At 74.7% G+C, this 5,225-nt stretch carries 1 protein-coding gene; it reads right to left on the bottom strand.

Features of this window, described 5'->3' with window-relative positions:
- Nucleotides 1–5,225: type I polyketide synthase (locus KN815_RS34270; RefSeq protein WP_216345746.1), on the bottom strand; the 5,225-nt coding region annotated here is incomplete at both ends.

The following is a 5,225-nucleotide window of genomic DNA, read 5'->3' as shown; positions in this document are numbered from 1 at the left end:
CGTCGGCCGCCGCCCACAGGCCCCAGGCGAGCGAGCTCGCGGGCAGGCCCTGGGCGTGGCGGTGCTGGGCGAGCGCGTCCAGGAAGGTGTTGGCCGCGGCGTAGTTTCCCTGTCCCGAGCTGCCGAAGGCACCGGCGGCCGAGGAGAAGAGCACGAACGCGGCCAGGTCCAGCTCGCGGGTCAGCTCGTGGAGGTTCCACGCCGCGTCCACCTTGGGGCGCAGCACGGTGTCGATCCGCTCACCGGTCAGCGAGCTGATCACACCGTCGTCCAGGACGCCCGCGGTGTGCACCACGGCGGTCAGCGGATGCTCCGCGGGGATCGCCGAGAGGGTGGCGGCCAGGGCGTCCCGGTCGGCGGTGTCACAGGCCGCCCAGGTGGCCTCGGCGCCCATCTCGCCCAGTTCGGCGGCGAGTTCGGCCGCGCCCGGGGCCTCGCCGCCACGGCGGCTGACCAGCAGCAGACGCCGCACTCCGCGCTCGGCCACCAGGTGGCGGGCGAAGAGTCCGCCGAGCGCGCCGGTGGCGCCGCTCAGCAGCACGGTGCCCTCCGGGTCGCCGAGCCCGGTCGGCTCGGGGGTGTCCGGCCGGGCCGGGACCCGGGCGAGCCGGTAGGCGTGGCCGGTGCCGGAGCGCAGGGCGAGCTGCGGTTCGTCGGTGGCGAGCACCGACGGCAGGGCCCGCTGGGAGGCGTCGGTGCCGTCGAGGTCGACCAGGACGAAGCGGCCGGGGTTCTCCGACTGCGCGGACTTGACCAGGCCCCAGGCGGTGGTGTGGGCCAGGTCGGCGATGTCCTCGCCGGGGGTCGCCGCGACCGCGCCACGGGTGGCGAGGACGAGGCGGGTGTCGGCGAACCGCTGGTCGGTCAGCCAGTTCTGGACCAGGTCCAGGGTGTTCCGGGCGACGGCCCGCGCGGTGTCGGGCAGGGCCGCCGCGCCGCCGGTGGCGGCGAGGGGTGCCACGACCACGTCGGGGGCGGAGGCGCCGCCGTCGAGGGAGGTGGCGAGTGCCGCGAGGTCCGCGTAGTCGTCCAGCCGCTCGCCCGCGACGGTGAAGCCGTTGGCCGTGAAGCCGGTGGCGGCGCCGAGGGTCACCCAGCGCTCGCCGAGCGGGATATCGGTGGCGGACGTCGTGAGCGCGGTCCACTCGGGGCGGAACAGCGACTCGTGGTGTGCGGCGCGCGAGGCGTCGAGCTGCTCGGTCGACAGCGGCCGCAGCACCAGGCCGTCGATGGTGGCGACGGCGGCGCCGGTGCCGTCGGCGAGGTGCAGCGACACCCCGTCGGCGCCGGGCCGCAGCCGTACGCGCAGCGATGCGGCGCCCCCGGCGTACAGCCGTACGCCGGTCCAGGCGAACGGCAGCCGTGCCCCTTCGCTCCCCTCGCCCTCCGGATCGAGGCCGAGCGTGTGCAGGGCGGCGTCCAGCAGCGCCGGATGCACCCCGTACGCGGCGGCCTCGGGCTCGAAGCCCTGGGGCAGCCGGATCTCGGCGAACAGTTCGTCGCCGCGCCGCCAGGCGGTGTGCAGCCCCTGGAAGACCGGGCCGTAGCCCAGTCCGGCGGCGGCAGCGCCCTCGTAGAACTCCTCGGTGGCCAGGGCCGTGGCGTCGGCCGGGGGCCATACGCCCAGGTCCACCCGCTCGGCGTCGGCCGCCTGCTCGCCCGGGGCGAGGAAGCCGGTGGCGTGGCGGATCCACGGCTCGTCGGCGGGGACGTCCTCCCGGCGGGAGTGCAGGGTCAGCGAACGGCGCCCGGCCTCGTCGGCCGCCGCCAGCTCCAGCCGCAGTTGGACGGCGCCCTGTTCGGGCAGGACCAGCGGCGCCTGGAGGGTCAGCTCCTCGACCGTGTCGCAGCCCGCCTCGTGGCCGGCCCGCAGCGCGAGTTCGACGAAGGCGGTGCCGGGCAGCAGCACGGTGTCCATGACGGCGTGGTCGGCCAGCCACGGGTGGGTCAGCAGCGACAGCCGCCCGGTGAACACGAAGCCACCGGTGTCGGGGAGTTCCACCGCCGCGCCCAGCAGTGGGTGGTCGGCCGTGTCGAGGCCCGCGGAGATCACGTCCTCGACGGAGATGCCCACATCGAGCCAGTAGCGCTGGCGCTGGAAGGCGTAGGTGGGCAGCTCCACGCGGCGGGCGCCGCGCCCGGCGTAGACCGCCGCCCAGTCCGGGGCCGCGCCGCGGACATGGGCGTGGGCGAGGGCGGTGGCGAGCGCCTGGGCCTCGGGGCGGCCACCGCGCAGGGTGGGTACGAACACCGCGCCGCTGCCGGCCTCCCCTTCGGTCCCAGTCCCGGTCCCGGTCCCGGTCCCGGTCTCCGTCTCGGCGAGGCAGTCCTCGCCCATCGCGGAGAGCACCCCGTCCGGGCCGAGCTCCACGAAGGTGGTCACGCCCTGGTCGCGCAGGGTGCGGACGCCGTCGGCGAAGCGGACGGACTCCCGGACATGGCGCACCCAGAACTCCGGCAGGCGGATCTCGTCGGCGGAGACCACGGTGCCGGTGAGGCAGGACACCAGCGGGATCTTCGGGGCGTTGTACGTCAGGCACGCGGCCAGCTTGCGGAAGTCCGCGAGCATCGGGTCCATCTGCGGCGAGTGGAAGGCGTGGCTGACCGTGAGCCGCTTGGTCTTGCGACCCCGCGCCTCGAAGTCCGCCGCGATCTCGGTCGCCGCGTCCTCGTCACCCGCGATGACCACGGAGTTCGGGCCGTTGAGGGCGGCGATGCTCACGCGGTCGGTGAGCAGCGGCGCCACCTCGTCCTCGGCCGCCTGGAGAGCGATCATCGCGCCACCGGCGGGCAGTTCCTGCATGAGGCGGCCACGGGCGGCGACCAGCACGGCGGCGTCGGCGAGCGAGAACACACCGGCCACATGCGCGGCGGCCAGTTCGCCAATCGAGTGGCCGGACACGTAGTCCGCCTTCAGGCCCCACGCCTCGACCAGCCGGAACAGCGCCACCTCGATGGCGAACAGCGCGGGCTGGGTGAACCCGGTCCGGTCCAGCGCCTCGGCGTCGTCGCCGAACAGCACGTCCTTCAGCGGCCGTTCGAGATGACCGTCCAGGTGGGCGCACACCTCGTCCAGCGCCTGCGCGAAGCGCGGGAACGTCCGGTACAGCTCACGGCCCATGCCGAGCCGCTGACTGCCCTGGCCGGTGAAGAGGAACGCCACCTTGCCCTCGGTGGCGACACCGCGCAGCGTCTGCGCCGGGTGGTCACCGCGCGCCAGCGCGTCAAGTGCGCCCAGCGCGTCCTCGTGGCCCTCGGCGACCAGGGCGACGCGGTGTTCGAGCGCGGCGCGGCTGGTGGCGAGCGAGAAGCCCAGGTCGGTGAGGGCGGCCCGGGGTTCGGCGGCGATCCGCGACCGCAGCCGCCGCGCCTGCGCCCGCACACCGTCCTCGGTGCGGGCCGACAGCAGCACGGGCACATACGGCAGGGCCTCGGGCTCCGCCGCGGGCTCGCTGGTCCCGGTGGCGGGCGGCTGCTCGATGATGGCGTGGGCGTTGGTGCCGCTGATGCCGAACGAGGACACCGCGGCGCGGCGCGGACGGCCGGTCTCCGGCCACTCCATCCGCTCGGTGAGCAGGGACACCGCGCCCGCCGACCAGTCCACGTGCGGCGACGGCTCGTCCACGTGCAGGGTCTGCGGCAGCACACCGTGCCGCATCGACAGCACCATCTTGATGATTCCGGCGACACCGGAGGCCGCCTGGGTGTGGCCCAGGTTGGACTTGACGGAGCCGAGCCACAGCGGCCGCTCCGCGTCCCGCTCCTGGCCGTAGGTGGCCAGCAGCGCCTGCGCCTCGATCGGGTCGCCCAGCGTCGTGCCCGTGCCATGCGCCTCGACCACGTCCACCTCACCGGTGGTCAGACGGGCGTTGGCCAGCGCCTGGCGGATGACGCGCTGCTGGGACGGGCCGTTGGGCGCGGTCAGACCGTTGGACGCGCCGTCCTGGTTGACGGCCGAGCCGCGCACGATCGCCAGCACCTCATGGCCGTTGCGGCGGGCGTCCGACAGCCGCTCCAGGAGCAGCATGCCCGCGCCCTCGCCCCAGCCGGTGCCGTCGGCGGCGGCCGCGAAGGACTTGCAGCGGCCGTCCCTGGCCAGTCCGCGCTGGCGGCTGAAGTCGATGAACGTACCCGGGGTGAACATCACCGTGACACCGCCCGCGAGCGCGAGCGAGCATTCGCCCTGCCGCAGCGCCTGCGCCGCGAGGTGCAGCGCGACCAGCGACGACGAGCAGGCCGTGTCGACCGTGACGGCCGGGCCCTCCAGACCGAAGGTGTAGGCCACCCGGCCGGACACCACGCTGCTGGAGCTGCCGGTGCCGAGGTAGCCCTCGACCTCGTTCGGGACGGCGTGCAGCCGGGACCCGTAGTCGTGGTACATGACGCCCGCGAACACACCGGTCCTGCTGCCGCGCACGGACAGCGGGTCGATACCGGCGCGCTCGAACGCCTCCCAGGACGTCTCCAGCAGCAGCCGCTGCTGCGGGTCCATCGCGAGGGCCTCGCGCGGCGAGATGCCGAAGAACGCCGGGTCGAACTCGGCGGCGTCGTGCAGGAAGCCGCCCTCGCGGGCGTAGGAGGTGCCCTGGGTCTCCGGGTCCGGGTCGTAGAGCGCCTCGAGGTCCCAGCCGCGGTTGTCGGGGAAGCGGGAGATGCCGTCCTCGCCCGCGGCGAGCAACTGCCACAGCTCCTCGGGGGTGGTGACCCCGCCGGGGTAGCGGCAGCTCATCGCCACGATGGCGATCGGCTCGTCGTCGGTGGCGGCCACGACCGGCACCGGGGTGTGCACCGCCGGGGTCCGCGTGCCGACCAGCTCGGTACGCAGATGGCGGGCCAGGACCTGCGGGTCCGGGTAGTCGAAGATGAGCGTGGCGGGCAGCCGCAGCCCGGTGACCGTGTTGAGCTGGTTGCGCAGCTCGACGGCGGTCAGCGAGTCGAAGCCCAGTTCCTTGAACGCCCGGCCGGAACCGATGGTCTCCGCACCGGCGTAGCCGAGCACGGTGGCCACCTGGCCACGGACCAGGTCCAGCAGCAGCCGCTCCTGCTCGGGCTCGGACAGCCCGGCGAGCCGCCCGGCAAGACCGTTCTCGCCGCCGCCCGCCGCGACCGCGTCCACCGCGCGCCGCGCCGGGATCCGCACCAGACCGCGGAACAGCGGCGAGACCGCGCCACTTGCGGCCAGGGTGCGCAGGGCCGCGATGTCCACCCGCATCGGCACCAGCGAC

The organism is Streptomyces niphimycinicus (assembly GCF_018883605.1).
GTDB classification, from domain to species: Bacteria; Actinomycetota; Actinomycetes; order Streptomycetales; family Streptomycetaceae; genus Streptomyces; species Streptomyces niphimycinicus.
Note: the sequence above shows the minus strand (reverse complement) of the source record. Positions and strands in the feature narration are given on the sequence as shown.